We start from the raw sequence: 14,607 nt of genomic DNA on the forward strand, positions 1-14,607 counted from the left end.
GCAGAGGAGGCATTCTACGCACGCTTGAAAGCCAACGAAAAAGCAGCCTAATCATTGAACCAGAAACTCTCCGGTAAACCCGGGGCGGTTCAGTGGGCCATCGCTACGGCAAGAGTTTCACCATCGGGGAATATGCTGAGGCCACATCCTGCACCATGTTCGACATGCTGAACCTGCCGGTCGACATGATCGTCACGCACTCCTTCACGCCGATCAATTCGAACCTCATGGCGGGCCGCATCAAGCGGCAAAAGCGCCAGATGCAGGCGAGCCAGGACGCCGCCCTATCGCTTATGGAAGCGCTCGACATCGCCGCCGATGATCTGGAGGCCAAACGCCAGAGCTTCGGTGAGCACCACATGGTCGTGACGATCTTCTGCGAAACGCTCGAAGAGCTGCAGACGCTCAGCGCCGAGATCGTGAATGCCGCCGCGACCGAGGGCGTGAAAATGATCGGCGAGCGGGTCGCCGCAAAGGCCCATTACCTCAGCCAGCACCCCGGCAACCAGCCCAAGCGTGTCCGCGCGAGCGCCGTCACCAATCGCAACTTCGCGGATTTTGCGGCCTTCCACCGGACGCAGCTCGGCAAACCCGCAGCACTTACCCCTTGGGGCCGGGTCGTCACTTATTTGCCCACGCCGGAGCAGAGCGCCTACCGGTTTTCCTACCACGAGCAGGGCAGCCCGGACAAAGAACCGACCAGCGGGCATACCCTGATCATGGGTCGGCCCGGGTCGGGCAAATCGGTGCTGTCCGCCTTTCTGATGACGCAAGCCCGTCGCGCAGGCGCGCGGATCTTCGTCTTCGATTACCGTCTTGGTATGGAGATGGCGGTCCGCGCCAATGGCGGGCGCTACGCGTCCCTGAACGCCGGTCAGCCCACGGGCCTCAACCCGCTCTGGACCGAGACCGATGCGCGCGGCACCGCCTGGCTCTCGGACTGGCTTGTCACCCTGCTCTACCGCGCCGACAAGCCGCTCACTCCTGCCCAGACCAATCGCATCCAGGAAGTCGTGCGCCAGAACGCGCAGGCCACAAACCCGGCCCTGCGGAACTGGCGGGATTTCGCATCGCTTTTTGTGTCCACCGACGATGGCGGCGATCTGCACCAGCGCCTGCTCGAATGGACCGAGGACGGCCGCTATGGCTGGATCTTCGGGCAGAGCCTCGAGGACACGTTCTCGCTCAAGGGCGATGTGGTGGGCTTCGATCTGACCGGCATTCTCGACAGCGAGGCCGACAAGGAACGGATGGCGGTCCTGTCCTATCTCTTCCGCCGGGTCGAGCGCGAAATCGAGGACCGCCGCCCCACCATCATCGTGATCGACGAGGCCTGGAAGGCCCTCGATAACGCGTATTTCGCCGAGCGGCTGTCGAACTGGCTGGTGACAGCGCGCAAACAGAACACGGTCGCGGTGATGATGACGCAATACGCAAGCCAGCTCGAGCGCACCCGGACCGGCAAGACCATCATCGAGGCGGTGCCGACGCAGATCCTGCTCCCCAATATCCGCGCGCAGCCAGCGGACTACGCCATGCTGAACCTCACGGAGAAGGAGCTCGATGTCCTTCTCAACACGGGCAGCAACAGCCGCTTGGCGCTGATCCGCGACGATCAGGGCTCGATCGTCGTCGATGCCGATCTGAGCGCGCTTGGACCCAATCTCACCATCCTTGGCGGCATGGAAAAGGGCGAAGCGCTTGTCGGCGCCGATTACCGCGACCGCCCTGATTTCTGGAGGCTTTCATGACCCGTATTTTGATGTTCGTTGCCGCGCTCGGTGCGTTGGCCTCCTGTGCCCAGTACCAGGAACCGCAGGCCAATTGCTTCACCTTCCTCGCCTCCACGACAGCCATCTCGCCTGATTGCACCTTCACGCCCCTTGGCGCACCGGAGGGCGACATTGAAGTCTAGCCTGCCTCATATCCTGGCCCTTTGCCTGCTGCCCGGTCTCGCTTTGTCTCAAGGCGTGCCGACCAATGACAGTGGGCTGACCGCGCGTGACATCGTCGAGACTGGCGATCGCGAGGCTGACTTGGCCGTTCAGGCCGACAAGCTTGCCGTGCGCGAACTCATTGCCGAGATCGAACGGGAGCAGCTGGAAACCCTGCAACGCATCCTCGATGCCCAGACCAGCTTCGGCGGTCAGGGCTTGCCGGCTATGGTCTCGGGGCTGGAAAGCGGCAGCGGGGATCCGGCCCGGTCAGTCGAGGCGGTCTATGGCAATGCCGACATCGACCCCAATCCCGGCGGTGCGCAGATGTTCGGGGATGCGGCGGAAAACATCGAGCAGCTCATTATCCGCGTGGCTCAGGAGACCAGCGGCTTTGCCGGCGTTGGCCGCGCGGGCCTCTCCCCGGTCCAATGGCGCGCACTCCTACAGGCGCTGATCTGGCAGGAAAGCCGTTTCACCATCGGTGCACGCTCTCCCGTCGGCGCCTTTGGCCTCACCCAGATCATGCCCGGTACCGCCAGCGATCTGGGCATCAATCCGGAATACTATGACAGCCCCTACCTGCAGGTGCATGGCGGTGCACGCTATCTCGCGACACAGCTCAACACCTTCGACGGCAATATCATCAATGCGCTCGCGGCCTATAACGCGGGACCCGGCCGGGTTTTCGAGTATGGCGGCGTGCCACCCTTTCGCGAGACCCAGCACTACGTCCAGGTGATCCCCGAACGCTATAACCTCTATTTGACCCGTATCGGCGGGATCGAAGCGCTTGGCACGATCGACCCCGCGCTTCTGGCCAATGCCAACCTCTCGCTCACTGGGCACGGCGCGGCCTTCTATGGCAACAACTCACCCGCCGCGATCAGGCAAGCCGCCCTACGTATTGCGGATATCGTCGAACGGATTTCCGAGACCGAGGATGTGCAGGAGAGCGTTGCGCTCAACACTTATGCCCGCGCCGAACTCGTGCGTCTCGTGGCCGCCCGCATCCGGCTTCAGGCCGCCCGCACCCGCGTGCTCTCCGCCGAAGAGCTGGCCCAGGCCAGCGCCCGCATGGCCGAAGGCGCGTTCATGGATTTTACGATCAGGGAGATTGAATGATGGGACATCTGCTCTTGAGGACAGCTTTGGCCACGACACTTGGGGTTGGTCTGCATCTTGGCGCCCTATCCCCCGTCCTCGCGCAAGGCGTGCCCGTCGTCGATACCCAGAACATCGCGCAAAACATCCAGCAGCTGCGGCAGATGATCGAGGACGAGATCTTGCAAAACGAGCAGCTGACGCAGCTCCGCGAACAGCTCGGCCTTCTCACGGACCAACTCGCGGAGCTGCAAAGAACCTACGAGGCCCTCACCCGCCTCGCCGAGCTTCCAGAAATCATCCGCACCGAGATGGAAGACGAACTCAATGGCCTACTCGACCAAGAGTTCGGCGATATCCTCGCCACGATTGAGGCGATCAAGACGGGAGATTTCTCGGGCCTCTCGGGCTCCGGCGCGGGCGAAATCGAAACCCAGATGGATCGGGTGCTGGCCGATCTCGGATTTGACGATGACACCCTCTCGGAAATGGCCACGAGCGGCAATCCCGGGGCCAACCGCGTGGCGACGCAGGCCACCACCGGTGCCCTTGTCTCGGCGGCAGCCCAGAACAGCTATGAGGATGCCGGCCAATCGCTCGAGCGGGTCGACCGCCTTGTCGGGCTCATCGACGACATGGACGAACTAAAGGAAAGCATCGATCTCAACACGCGCGTGACCGCGGAGCTCGCCATTGCACTGGTCGCCATGTGGCAACTCGAAGCCATCCAGACCGTGGGCGATGGCACCGGCGGCGTGATCGATGCCGCCACCATCGCCGAAGAGCAGCGCTTCATGGACTTTACGCTGCCGGACCTGCGCGCAGACTGATTTGAGGCATGACGCGTGGCGAGTGAACAGGAAATCATCGAAGAAGAGCTGGTCTATGGTGCTCTGCGCCGTGAACGCCTCTGGCAGCGCCTTGGGCTCATCGGGCTCATCTTCGGCATTCTCGGATGCCTGAGCGCGGCGGCTGTCGCGATCCTCGATGTCGATCCGCCGCCTGTGGTCGTGCCCTATGATCCCGCCACCGGCTTTGCCCTGCCCGAGGCTTCGGTGGGCGCGACGTCTGTCACAGCCAACCAGGCGATCATCGAGGCGGAGGTCTTCCGCTACGTGACCGACCGCGAGGTCTATAACCAGCTCGACAACGACCTGCGCATCCGCAGCGTCCTGCGCCGCTCGGACGGAGCTGCCGAGAGCGGGTTGCGCCAGATCTGGAACAGCGCCAACGAGAATTACCCGCCGACCGTCTATGGCCCCAACGCCAGGCTCGACGTGGAAATCCTCAGCATCAACCGGATCGGAACCAACCGCGCGACGGTCCGCCTGCGCAAGCGCCTGACGTCCATTAACGGCACCCAGACCGGCCTCTTCACTGCGACGCTTCTCTTCGAGTTCCGCCCGGAGACCCGCCGCTCCATCGACGAGGTCTGGACCAACCCCTTCGGCTTCACCGTGCGCGAATATTCCATCCGCTCCGACAGATTGGAGAACTGACGTTGTTGTATATGAGATCGCTTATTTTTGTCATTGCCCTGTTGCCCGGCCTCGCCTCTGCCGAAACCATCCCGCGTGGCGGTCCCAACGACAGCCGAGTGCGCTTGGCCACCTACCAGGAGGGTCAGGTCTACCGTCTCAGCGTGTCGCTCACCCATGTGACCACGGTCGAATTCGGTGAGGGTGAAAGCATCCGCTCGATCATCGCGGGCGACACGGAAGGCTTCGAGATCGATGGCGTCCCCGGTGGTCAGGCCTTTGCAATCAAGCCCGTCGCGCGCGGTGTCCATACCAATGTGACGGTCTACACGAACAGGCGAAGCTACTATTTCAACGTCGAGGAGGTCCGCAGCCCGACCTTCTACGTTGTGCAGTTCCGCTACCCTGACGACGCTGCGCGCCCGATCCGGGCCATCGCCGCCCAAGCGCCGAACTACAATTACGGCGCCAGCGCGCGGACCGAGTTCACGCCAACCCGCATCTGGGATGACGGGACGTTCACGTATTTCGCCTTTCCAAGAAACGCACCTGTGCCAGCGATCTTCCGCTACGCGGGCGGCCGTGAACGCACGGTCAACACGCAAACCCCTGAGGACGGTGTGATCCGCGTCAGCGGCGTAAACCGCCAATGGGTCCTGCGACTTGGCGAAGAGGTGGTCTGCATCGAGGCGATCCCGCCCGCGGAGGCCGCCTCATGAGCGATACCGAGAACACCGAGCTGGAAAAACGCCTCGCCGCCCTTGAGAAAGGCAGTGCCCGCGCCCCCACGGCGGCGCAGCGCCGGTCGCCCCTTCTCGCGCTGATCGTGGTCCTCGTCATCGGCGCGGGTGGTGCCCTGCTTTATCTTCTCTCACAGCCCGACGAAGAGGAAGCCTTGCCGACGGCCACCCCGGATGTCTTCCAAAACGAGGGGGACGGCTTTGGCGCCATCGAGACCTTGCCCCCGCCCGAGCCCGAGGTTGTGTTTGTCGGACCGGATCCAGTCGAGCCCAACGCGGAGCTTCTGGCGCAGATCACCGCGCTGCAGGCCCAGATCGAGGAGTTGCGCAACGCCCCTGAACCAGTTGTCGAGGAAGACACCGCTGCCGCAGATGCGATTGACGCGCTGACCGCGCAGATCGCGGCCCTGCAAGCCGCGTCGGAAACCGCGCAACAGCAGTTTCGCGATGAGCTCACGGCGCGCGACCGCGAACTGGAGCAACTCCGCATGGACCTTGAGCTCGCGCAGCTTGAGGCCAACCGGCCCCTTCCGGCACCCATCGGGCCCACCGAGGACGAGTTACGCGCGCGGGAAGAAGAGCGGCTCCGGCGCGAGGAAGAAGCAAGACGGCTCGCGGAACTTGAACGCCGCGCCGCGGAGGAACGCGCCTTCCAGGAGCGGCGCATCGCCTCGCCGACCATCGCTTTTGGCGGTGCCTCCGGAGCGAATGAAACAGCTCTGACCGAACGCACTTTTGGCGAGGTGACGGATTTCGTGCTGAACGGGGCGCTGCCCTCTACCGTGACGCAGGCCGAGGTGATCGCCAATCCCTCCAACACGATTCTACAGGGCACCATGATCCAGGCCGTCATGGAAACTGCCCTTGACAGCTCCCTGCCCGGCCAGACCCGTGCCGTGGTGTCCGAGGATGTCTACAGCGTCGATGGCGCGCGCCTCTTGATCCCCCGCGGATCCCGTCTCATCGGGCGCTACCGCGCTGGCGTCGATATCGCGCAGCGCCGCGTGACTATCGCTTGGGACCGGATCATCCTGCCCGCGGGCCAGACCGTCCAGATCAGCTCCTTCGGAGGTGATGAACTGGGCCGTTCTGGCGTCACCGGTTTCGTGGACACACGCTTCGCCGAGCGTTTCGGGTCGGCCGCCCTGATCTCGCTGATCTCAGCAGCACCCAGTGCTGCCGCCTCCGAAGTCCAGGATGAGACTGCCGCCGACGCTCTCGAAGACGTTGGCGATGATCTGGCAGATGCCACGGACAGCGTCATAGGCGATTACCTCTCCATCGGCCCCGTCATCTATGTCGACCAGGGCGCCCGCGTCACGGTCATGGTCGACCGCGATCTGGAGATATTCTGAGCCCATGTCGCTGAGCTATCTCGAAACCTCGCTCGACCGGATCGACGCCGCCGCTCGCGACGATGTCATCGAGATCTGCATCAACCCTGATGGCACCTGCTGGGGCGAATTCCAGGGCGATCACTTCATGCGGAGGCTGGACCAGGCGTTGACCGCAACAGAAGTGAAGGACCTCGGCAACCAGATCGCCTCTTCCGCCAACACAACGATGAGCAAGGACCGCCCGATCGTCTCGGTCTCGATCACCTACAAGGGGCGCCCGATCCGCGCACAGGTCATCACCCCGCCTGCCGTGCTCTCGGCCATGTCGATCAGCCTTCGGTTCTTCTCAAGCCTGCCGCTTGACGGGATTGCGCTTGATTTCCTTTTTGGCAAGGAACGCAAGCTTGAAGAACTCCGCCTCGAGAAAACCCACGAACTGCGCGAAGTGGTGGCCGCGGGCGTGATCGACGATGCGCTGGCCTTTTGCGTCGACAACAAGCTTAACATGATCGTCTCTGGCGGCACCTCCACCGGCAAGACCGTGGCTGCACGCAAGATCCTCTCGCACGTGCCATCCGAGGAACGCATCGTCACCATCGAGGAAGCCGCCGAGCTTCTGCCGACCCAGCCCAATGCCGTGACCCTCATCGCCAATCGCGATGCGGAGTTCCAGACCGCCGATGTGCTGCTCACCGCAACGTTGCGCATGCGCCCCGACCGGATCATCCTGGGCGAGGTGCGCGGCAAGGAAGCCATGACCTTCCTCGAGGCGATCAACACTGGCCATGGCGGCTCAATGACCACGCTGCACGCAGAAACCCCGCAACTTGCCGTGCAGCGTCTGGCCATCGCCGCACTCAAGACCGAGATCCCGATGACCTATGCCGACATGATCCAGTACATCGAGAACTCCATCGACGTAATCATCCAGGCCGGTCGCCATGATGGCAAACGCGGCATCACCGAATTCTACCTCCCCGGCACCAATGAGATCGGAGCTTCCCAATGAAAACCTTTGAATACGATATCCTGTCCTTTCCCATGACCCGCAAAACCAGCCTTGCCGACATGCAAGCCAGCCTGAATGCCAAAGGTGCGGAAGGCTGGGAGGTGGTGTCGATCAGCTCCTCGGAATTCGCGAATGTTGGGCACACGGTCTTCCTGAAACGCGAAACGACCACCATCGGAGCCACGGCATGAGGCTGGCACGGCTAAGCGTTGCTTTGACCGGAGTGGCCCTGAGCCTACTGGCTGTCCCCGCCTTCGCCGAGCGCAATCTAGTGCCGACGCTCGATCGCAGCTTCAACGTCTGTCCGGACCGGCCCGCTGAGCCCAGCTGGATGCAAGGAATCCCCCTGCGCCAAGCCTATCAGCGCGTATTGGTCCAGGACATCTATCGCGCCCAAAACCTCGAGCGGATTGTCGAGTCCGGCAGCTGCGATTGCGAGACCCGGTTCCCATCTTGGGACGCAGCTGAGGCGGTGTTTCGTGAGCGCCACGCCAGTGGCGAACGCTGGGAAATGCTGGAAGCTTCCGAAACCTACAATCGACGCGCCAACGACGTTCGCCTCGAGGCCAAAGCCATCTGCGACGCTGCGGGCAATTGGTAAGGCTGATCCCCGATGAGCGTCGTCACATATTTCGTTGAAACCTCCCAAGGCTATCTCGACACCGCGGCGGAAACCCAGTTCGGTTCCGTTGCAGCTACTGTCGGCACGCTTCTGGTGCTGGGAACAACATTGGTGGTGATCCTTGTGTTCCTCAACATGATCTACCAGTACAAGGCGATGGACGGGCGCACGGCATTCTGGCTCGCGGTCAAGATCGGACTGATCGGGATATTCGCGACTAACTGGGTGCAGTTCAACGCGCTCTCATCCGCCATCCTTGCCGGGATCGACAGCATTGCAGGGGCGCTCGTGGCCTCGGTCGGTGGTGGGACTCCCGGCCCTTCTGGTACCTTCGCCGAAGAATTCGACCGGTTGATCGCCGAGTTGGGGGACTATTTGAATGCCGCTGGTTCCGAGTTGAACTGGATGGCAGGGGCCATGCTCGACATTGTCGGGGTGCTGCTGCTTTCCATCCTCGGCGGGCTGGCCGCCTTCATTCTCGTGGCCTCGCGTTTGATGATCGCGCTTCTGATCGGGATCGCGCCGGTCATGATATTCCTGACACTCTTCGAGGTGACCAAAGACTACTTCGCGCGCTGGCTGTCGGCGCTGGTTTCCTTTGCGCTCTACCCCATCGTCGTCGCCGGCGTGTTCGCGACAATCACCGGCGTTTCCTCCGCACTCATCGGCGAGCTTGGCGATCCTGAAGGCGCCTCAAACATCGGCGCGCTCATTCCCTTCTTCATGATGGTGCTCATGGCCAAGGGCTTCATCATCGCAACGCCCTTCATCGTTCGCGCGATCTCCGGCAACATCATGATGCCCGCCCTCTCCGGAGGTCTCGGCGGGGGCTACAGCTTCGCCCGCGCCGCCATGGGCAGCCAGCAGGCCTACAACCGCTATCTGATCGGCGGTGCCAGTGGCGCGGAATATGCCGCCCTTAGAGCGCGGCAGTTCTTTGGTGTGCAGCAGATGCCAGTGCGGCAAGGCATGGGGCAGACCGGACAGGCAAGTGGCACTGGGTCACCTGGGGCAGGGTCTCAAATGCTGGCTCAACTGGCCCGGTTGGGAAGGCTGGGGCGGCGGTGACGGGCAAATGTGAAAAACCCTCCAAAACCGCAAAGGTATCGCTGGTGATCTGCCACGGGCTGTATGCATATCCAAAGGTTTGACTATATTAAAATAGGATTGCCAGCAAGAACGACTGCTTACCGCCTGACTTTTATTAGAATCCTCTACGCCTTCGATAACCACGCTGGGTGGGTTCTGCGAACTGAACCACTGGCAGCGGCCTCCCTTCACAAATCAACCTAGCGAACTCCACCTTTGGGAAGTCGAAGAGATAGCGGCTTCTGCCTTGTGCGGCTGTCAGCAAGCATAGATTTTCGCCGCCAAAGTCAAATCCGACAATCTTGCCCAATGATCCCCATTCTTTGAGAAGCCGTGTTTCCTCGCAATAAACGGTGTAGATATCTACGCCGTCGAACCGTTCCGGATAGTTTTCTGACAGCATCCGTTCATATTGGGTCAGATCAGTTGGGCGGCGGGTTCCATCGATAATCCAAATCACTTGACCGTAGAAATCTGTGCGCTTTCTTACCTCATCCGACTTGATAGCAGAGTGCTGGAACTCGATCACAAGGTCATAGGGTGTTTTGATATCCGCAATATGAAGCTCGCCAGTTTCATCGCGAGCTGGCACCTCTTGCCAGTCGGTAAAAAACCGGTTCTTCCAGTCGCGATGCCACTCGGTTTCGTTTTCCCACCAATGATCACAATGATGGCGGCCTTTGTGCGCCCAATGCCAGACCTTCTTGGTACCGCATCGAGCTAGCATGGCGGCATTGCAGCCTGGGCAGTAGCCCAAGGCACCAGGCGTCGCCTCAACTCGTTGACCATTCAAAAGTGCAAAACGCATTCCGATCACGCCTAGTTCAAATCTGACTTTACGTTCTGGTACAACGTCACTAACTCGGCCATGCCCATGTCTAAGATTGGCTCATACATAAAGGAATTGAGATGTATGTTTGCTGGCGTGATTAGATTGACCCGGCGTAGAAGGCCTATTTTTTCAGCTTCGTTATTAAACAAGTCTTTGAATTTCTGAAATATTTTCCCTGTTTGTTTATTCGAAACATCATATTCAGCCTCCGCAGAACGGATCTTTGCGACCATGTATCGCTCGGCTCGCATTCTGATCGCGATTGACAGAGCGATCTTGTGCTCAAGATTGATGCCATCGGCAACTTTTTCACACTCATCGGCGGTCGCGAAAAGATGCTCAATAACTGGCTGCGTCAGATCAACATCGGGGAATGTACACCCGGCCAAATGGCGTTCGAACACGTCCTTGTAATCCTCGATGGTGAGGGCTTCCGTTTCATCTTTGAAGTGGAGCATCCTGGTAAGCTGCAGGTAGTCAGCATTAGGATTCCCATCGGCATCTTTGGGGCCAAGCGTGTATTCGATTAAATTACGTAAGAACGGTATATAGGCAATTAGAACTGACGGTTCGGCCAACCTGCCTTGCCACTTACGAAACGGACTCTGGATGTCCGTCCGCTCGAATGGCTCAAGCTTGATCCCGTCATCAGATCGAAACGCCAGCCGACACTGATGTGCTGGACAGATATCTCTGCTTGAAACTGTTCGAAGGAAATCGAAGTTGTGAGTCAGAACGATGGCAAGGAAATTAGTGTCTTCGGTCTTGGTCACATCCTCTAAGAAATCAATGATCGCGAACTTGTTTTTGTAGTCAAACGAGTCAGAAATGTCGTCAAAGACAAAGAGGGTCTTGGTGCGGTTCTTCCATCGCACGAACACCTCATACATGATATCAAGGATGTAGAGTGCGCGACTTTCACCTGTGCTTAGCGCTCGGAGCAGCTCTTGCTTTTCGGATGAAGCGTAACGCCTCTCTTCACCTGAATCTTTGATGATGAAAGCAATCGAAGGAGCACTTCCTTTGAGGATCGCATCGGCCTTATTTTCAACGGAAAGTTCAAACGGCAGGTAGAGAAAGCGACGATTGAAGTCTGCCACTACAGCGTCCCAATCACCTCTGCTGCTGTCCGCGTCTGCGATGATTTCAGCGAGAGCACTTTGACCAGCTCGATACTCGGATACGAGCGCTTTGTATTCATCAAGTGCAGCCCGAAGATATTGCATCCAAAGGTCACGTTTCAGGCCCTCCCGGTCGTTGAGCATGGGCAGAAGGTGTTTGTTATCTGTGATATAATCTCGGAAAGCCTGCAGCTCCTTGTTTTTGAGCTTTGAATTGAATGTGTCAAATTTCTTCGCCACCGCCTTATCGTTCAAGACGCGAAGCTTCTCCTCTTCGATTCGCTCGCGAAGAGATTGGTCCGATGAAACCTCTTCCTTCTGATCCGTTTTTTCATCCGCCAAGCTGATGCTGTGTCCAGCGTTAAAAAAGTTGTTCGCTTCGAGCTGCTGCTGAACCTGGGCGACATTGTGATACTGAAAATCCCTTCGAAGGATTGGCGATTGTTCGGTTATCTCGTCATACTTTTGCGCAAAGTCTTCGACCGCAGCCGCCACATCTTCACTGGCAAGGAATTGCTGAACTTTTGGGTCATACAGGATTCTGTAGTCGGCTTTGCCGAGGTCCGATTGATGAAGTTCGTTGAGCTCGTCCTCAATCGCAGAAAGTGCCTCATAGTAGCTGCGGCCAAATACATCCTCTATAATCGGGTCTAAGTTTTCCCGTGATCTTTCTCCAAACCCCGCAGCGTTCCTGAGAGCTTTGTCCAAAGCCTTCTTTGCTTCGCCAATCGACTGATGGATTCCCTCGTACTTCGCTCTGAGTTCGGCGTTCGCAAGAAGAGTGGACACCTGACTTGAAGAGAATTTGTCATCGTAGGATTTAACGACGAAAATTTCCTCTTTCTTAATGGCTTCGCCATTCAGGGTGATCTCACAAGTAGGTTCGCGATTCGGGAAGTGCAGGTCCTTCGGCGAATTGCCTTCCGAAAGGTCCATCATTGTCTTCGCAAGCGATGTTTTCATAACACCGTTTGGAGCGTAGATCGCGTAGCCTTTGTGCTTAAACTCCAGCTCTGCCTCGAGTTTTCCAATTCCATAGCAATATCTTAAATTTATGTTCAGCTTGTCAGCCACGACATTCTCCAAATGACCTCTGCGCCCCAAAAGGCCATTGCATTTGGCCCTAGCGGCTCAGAGCATGCAAGGAAACAACCTCTGCTTCCCACCGCTCATGCCTGAATTATCCTTTCAACCAACGTTGGAAGAATTTGAGGAACAAGCTTCGAACTGGCTGCATCCAACTCCAAGAGCGGCTTCGACAGGTACGGATGAAACTTCTCAGACATGAAGTTACCTGCTCCCGCGAACAGATCAACGGGTTCGCCAGATCGAATATCTGCCAGCACTGAGCGTAGATCTGGTGTTTCGTCCCCGGTCTGCACCATCAGAAACCCGTCATGCTGTTCGACCAAGAACCCCATACTTCTGAGCGCTAGCGCCAAGGTTGACGTCTTAACCGTCCCAGCCCGGGTTGCAATGATCGATGCATGCTCGCCAAGACTGTGGATGTTCTTGGTCCGGAACCCGAGTCGCTCATAGTGGGCGCGCGCTTCGTCAAGCATCGCTAGCGAAACCGGCTCCATGTAGGGTGGACTGATATCCCCCTCCAGCACGGTGAACATCCGGTCTATCACCTCGTCATGAATGTCCCCCGCATCTCCGCCGAAGACAGGAGGCACACCGGCCTTCGCGGGTTTGACCACGATGACCTTTTCAAGATCATGGATCTCTTGAACCACCCAACGCCGCCCAGAAAATATCAGCAGCATCCCAGGCGCAAGAACATTGTCGATCGGCAGGGTTCCAAGATCCCGCCCCTCTGCAACCAAACGGAATTCCTCAGGTGTCTGGAACACCGCATAGAAGCTGTAATGCTCAACCAGCTTTTCGCCTGTCGGTCCCAGAAGTAACAGCCCGCTCCCGGACTGTTCGATCAAGCCGGTTTCTGGATGTCCAATTGCACGCAACACATCTGCGAAGACTCCGGTCGTGACCTTTCGGAAGGGGCCTTCGCGGCAGAGCACGTTGTATACCACACTTGCGGACGCACCGCCGCGCTGCGCGATGACTGACAGTATCTGATGGACGAGCGTCGAGAGATGAAGCGCCTGCGGTTTTGGTGGTTCGCACCAGCCTTCAAGCAACAGGTCTATCATCGCGATGGACCTAATCAGGCCGAGGCGAAGACGATCCACGAAACTGCTCTCCGGCGTCAATTTGGCTTCGACAGCGTACTGCCTGAGAATGGCCGGTTGTCCTTCACGCCGGCCTGACCGGCCAAGCCGTTGTCGCAAAGCCGCAACGCTGAATGGCGCACCGATTTGAGCCACGCAGGTCACGTCACCGATGTCGATTCCAAGCTCAAGCGTTGACGTGCATACTGCGGTTGTCGGTCTCGCAGGGTCCTTCAAGCGCCGCTCAACGAAGTCACGGTGTTCTCGGGAGAGGCTCGCGTGGTGGGGATAGAATTCCTGTGGCAGGTGCTCCCGTTCGCAAAGCTCCCGCAACCGATCTGCGTAAATCTCGACCCGTTGGCGCGCCCCGGCGAAGACCAGGTTGTCACTGCCTCGAAGATGCTTGAACAGATGGGCTGCTATGGCGTCAGTTGCGGATGGACTATTGTCATCTTCATCGCCTGAGAGGTAGCCGCGAAGCTGAAGCTTCAATTCAGCTTCGCCGCCATTTGCTTCGATCAGCTGGACAGAGCTTGCTGCGTCAGGGCGAAGATAGGCCTTGGCGAGGTCCATGTCCCCCAGCGTCGCTGACAGACCTATCCGACGGACTGGACGCTTTATCGCAAGCTCGAGCCTTGTGAGCAGTGAACGAAGCTGAACACCGCGTTCGCTGTCCAGGACTGTGTGCAGTTCGTCGATAACGACCGCCCGCGTGGCCCCAAACAGGCGAGGGATTTCCAAACCGCGACGAATTAAAAGCGCCTCAAGGGACTCTGGGGTTATCAGCAGGATCCCTTTCGGAGATTTCAACGCCCGCGTCTTGACGGATTGCGAGACATCCCCGTGCCAGGGAATAACCGGAAGCTCTGCTTCTTGGCACATGCCCTCCAGCCGCATGGCCTGGTCCGTGATCAAGGCTTTCAGCGGACCGATGTAGAGCAGGTCGAAGCCGGTGCCGTCGGACGGCTCGTCAAGCACCTGTGAAATCAACGGCAGGAACGCCGCCTCGGTCTTTCCGCCCGCCGTGGACGCCGCAACGATCAAATCGGTATTGGTCTCGCAGATCGTCCGGATGGATCGCGCCTGGATGTCGCGAAGTTCGCGCCATCCTTGCTGGCGTATCCATTTCTGCACAGGTCTCGCCAGTTTGTCGAACGCACTGCTCAT

Annotated in this window: 13 protein-coding genes and 1 pseudogene; 11 read left to right on the forward strand and 3 right to left on the reverse strand. The window is 59.0% G+C overall.

The window, feature by feature from the left end; all coding sequences use genetic code 11:
* Nucleotides 1-86: 86 nt before the first annotated feature.
* The 11 genes and pseudogenes from EV656_RS15805 to EV656_RS15850 all read left to right on the forward strand — a co-directional run.
* Nucleotides 87-1,751 (forward strand): annotated as a pseudogene (locus EV656_RS15805) (VirB4 family type IV secretion system protein); the annotation flags it as partial.
* Complete coding sequence (locus EV656_RS16640) at nucleotides 1,748-1,915, forward strand: hypothetical protein (RefSeq protein WP_008327378.1); 168 nt, start codon at nucleotides 1,748-1,750, stop codon at nucleotides 1,913-1,915. The pseudogene EV656_RS15805 and the gene EV656_RS16640, both read left to right, overlap by 4 nt.
* Nucleotides 1,905-3,059: a lytic transglycosylase domain-containing protein gene (locus tag EV656_RS15810; RefSeq protein ID WP_173585991.1), complete on the forward strand. Its 1,155-nt coding sequence runs from the start codon at nucleotides 1,905-1,907 to the stop codon at nucleotides 3,057-3,059. The genes EV656_RS16640 and EV656_RS15810 overlap by 11 nt, the downstream gene beginning before the upstream one ends.
* Nucleotides 3,059-3,868: a type IV secretion system protein gene (locus EV656_RS15815; RefSeq protein WP_043755082.1), complete on the forward strand. Its 810-nt coding sequence runs from the start codon at nucleotides 3,059-3,061 to the stop codon at nucleotides 3,866-3,868. Before EV656_RS15810 ends, EV656_RS15815 begins: the two co-directional genes overlap by 1 nt.
* A gap of 15 nt (nucleotides 3,869-3,883) precedes the next feature.
* The gene (locus EV656_RS15820; RefSeq protein ID WP_043755065.1) at nucleotides 3,884-4,537 is read left to right on the forward strand and encodes a VirB8 family type IV secretion system protein; all 654 of its coding nucleotides are present in this window, start codon (nucleotides 3,884-3,886) and stop codon (nucleotides 4,535-4,537) included.
* A gap of 11 nt (nucleotides 4,538-4,548) precedes the next feature.
* Nucleotides 4,549-5,235 carry a TrbG/VirB9 family P-type conjugative transfer protein gene (locus EV656_RS15825; RefSeq protein WP_173585992.1) on the forward strand — a complete coding sequence of 229 codons (687 nt, stop codon included), beginning with the start codon at nucleotides 4,549-4,551 and terminating at the stop codon, nucleotides 5,233-5,235.
* Nucleotides 5,232-6,611, forward strand: coding sequence for a TraB/TrbI/VirB10 family type IV secretion system protein (locus EV656_RS15830; protein WP_043755071.1), 1,380 nt, complete (start codon nucleotides 5,232-5,234; stop codon nucleotides 6,609-6,611). The genes EV656_RS15825 and EV656_RS15830 overlap by 4 nt, the downstream gene beginning before the upstream one ends.
* Before the next feature lie 4 nt (nucleotides 6,612-6,615).
* The gene (locus EV656_RS15835; RefSeq protein ID WP_043755074.1) at nucleotides 6,616-7,602 is read left to right on the forward strand and encodes an ATPase, T2SS/T4P/T4SS family; all 987 of its coding nucleotides are present in this window, start codon (nucleotides 6,616-6,618) and stop codon (nucleotides 7,600-7,602) included.
* On the forward strand, nucleotides 7,599-7,793 hold the full coding sequence (locus EV656_RS15840) for a DUF4177 domain-containing protein (RefSeq protein ID WP_043755076.1): 195 nt from the start codon (nucleotides 7,599-7,601) through the stop codon (nucleotides 7,791-7,793). Before EV656_RS15835 ends, EV656_RS15840 begins: the two co-directional genes overlap by 4 nt.
* Nucleotides 7,790-8,203: a hypothetical protein gene (locus EV656_RS15845; RefSeq protein ID WP_043755080.1), complete on the forward strand. Its 414-nt coding sequence runs from the start codon at nucleotides 7,790-7,792 to the stop codon at nucleotides 8,201-8,203. The genes EV656_RS15840 and EV656_RS15845 overlap by 4 nt, the downstream gene beginning before the upstream one ends.
* Before the next feature lie 12 nt (nucleotides 8,204-8,215).
* Nucleotides 8,216-9,292 carry a TrbL/VirB6 family protein gene (locus tag EV656_RS15850; protein ID WP_064260170.1) on the forward strand — a complete coding sequence of 359 codons (1,077 nt, stop codon included), beginning with the start codon at nucleotides 8,216-8,218 and terminating at the stop codon, nucleotides 9,290-9,292.
* A gap of 136 nt (nucleotides 9,293-9,428) precedes the next feature.
* Here EV656_RS15850 and EV656_RS15855 read toward each other — a convergent pair whose 3' ends face one another.
* From EV656_RS15855 to EV656_RS15865, 3 genes are all read right to left on the reverse strand, one after another.
* Nucleotides 9,429-10,121 carry a competence protein CoiA gene (locus tag EV656_RS15855; protein ID WP_132605693.1) on the reverse strand — a complete coding sequence of 231 codons (693 nt, stop codon included), beginning with the start codon at nucleotides 10,119-10,121 and terminating at the stop codon, nucleotides 9,429-9,431.
* Nucleotides 10,122-10,132: 11 nt separating this feature from the next.
* Entirely contained in the window at nucleotides 10,133-12,340 is a 2,208-nt protein-coding gene (locus EV656_RS15860) for a hypothetical protein (protein ID WP_043754170.1), read from the reverse strand.
* 95 nt (nucleotides 12,341-12,435) lie between these two features.
* Nucleotides 12,436-14,607, reverse strand: coding sequence for a DEAD/DEAH box helicase (locus EV656_RS15865; protein WP_043754075.1), 2,172 nt, complete (start codon nucleotides 14,605-14,607; stop codon nucleotides 12,436-12,438).

The organism is Rhodovulum adriaticum, assembly GCF_004345735.1.
Taxonomy (GTDB): domain Bacteria; phylum Pseudomonadota; class Alphaproteobacteria; order Rhodobacterales; family Rhodobacteraceae; genus Rhodovulum; species Rhodovulum adriaticum.